General features: G+C 63.9%; 1 protein-coding gene and 1 pseudogene. One reads left to right on the top strand and one right to left on the bottom strand.

Features of this window, described 5'->3' with window-relative positions:
• Positions 1-363, bottom strand: a pseudogene (locus DM995_RS19065) (leucyl aminopeptidase); the annotation flags it as partial.
• 130 nt (positions 364-493) lie between these two features.
• Here DM995_RS19065 and DM995_RS19060 point away from each other — a divergent pair.
• Positions 494-979 carry a TspO/MBR family protein gene (locus tag DM995_RS19060; protein ID WP_116970696.1) on the top strand — a complete coding sequence of 162 codons (486 nt, stop codon included), beginning with the start codon at positions 494-496 and terminating at the stop codon, positions 977-979.
• The last annotated feature ends 105 nt before the right edge of the window (positions 980-1084 follow it).

Here is a 1084-nt window from a genome sequence, read left to right as displayed (position 1 = left end):
CGCGCTCGGGTCCGATCCGGTGCCGACGACATGGATGCGGTCCCATCCGCCGATCCCGCGCAGGCTGAGCGTGCCCGACGTATAGTCGAACTCCGCAGAGGCGAGCGCACGGGCGATCGCGGTGCGTTCGGCTTCGGACAGCGCGCTGGCGCGGCGCGCGAGATCGGCTTCACTGGCGAGTGGCAACACCAATGTGCCCGAGGGGGCGGGCAGGGTGCTGGCGAAACTGACCGGGCGGAATTGCGCCTTTGCGGCCTTGAGCGTCAGCGAGGGCTTCACCGCCTCCTGCGCGTGCGCGGCCATGGGCACTGCCATGGTCAGTACGGCGAAGCTGGTGGCAGCCAGCAGGTGACGGATACGCATCAGGAAACCCCTTTTTGTCTTTGTAACATTGGCAACCATATCAGCAGCTTGAGCCGCTGGCGGCAAGCAAAGATGCGCGAGGAGTGCGCACGGCATTGTCTTGGCTGCCGCCTGACCCCATGTGCCATCCATGTTCAGCACCCCCGTCATCGCCGCCATCGCCTGGGCCGTCCTTCTGGGTGGAGCGGGTGGGCTGCTGACCGAGATCGGGACCTGGTACAGGGACCTCAGGAAACCGAGCTGGCAGCCGCCTGACTGGCTGTTCGGTCCGGCGTGGACGATCATCCTGGGCCTCGCGGCCTGGGCCGCCGTGCTGGCGTGGAACGGGACGCAGACCGAAGGCGACCGGATGATCGTCATCGCGCTCTATGCGACGAATTTCGTGTTTCATCTGCTGTGGTCGCCATTGTTCTTCAAGTTCAAGCGGCCCGACTGGGCGCTGGTCGAGGTCGTGTTTCTCTGGGCGTCGGTGTTCGCGATGTGCGTGTGGCTGCGGCCCTATTCGGTGCTCGCGAGCTGGCTGATCGTGCCCTATCTCGTCTGGGTTAGCTTCGCCGCGATGCTCAACGCGAAGATCGTCCAGCTCAACCGACCCTTTGGCCGCGCTCAAGCCTAAATCGCTGGCCTTGCGGCAAATCGCTTGGTGCCCGGATAATATGTGTTAACTTTGCTTGACACTTTTTCGGGGGACCGGCGTGAGCGACCAGAAGACGCAGATTGT

It is taken from the genome of Blastomonas sp. UPD001, assembly GCF_003426715.1.
Lineage (GTDB): Bacteria > Pseudomonadota > Alphaproteobacteria > Sphingomonadales > Sphingomonadaceae > Blastomonas.
Note: the sequence above shows the minus strand (reverse complement) of the source record. Positions and strands in the feature narration are given on the sequence as shown.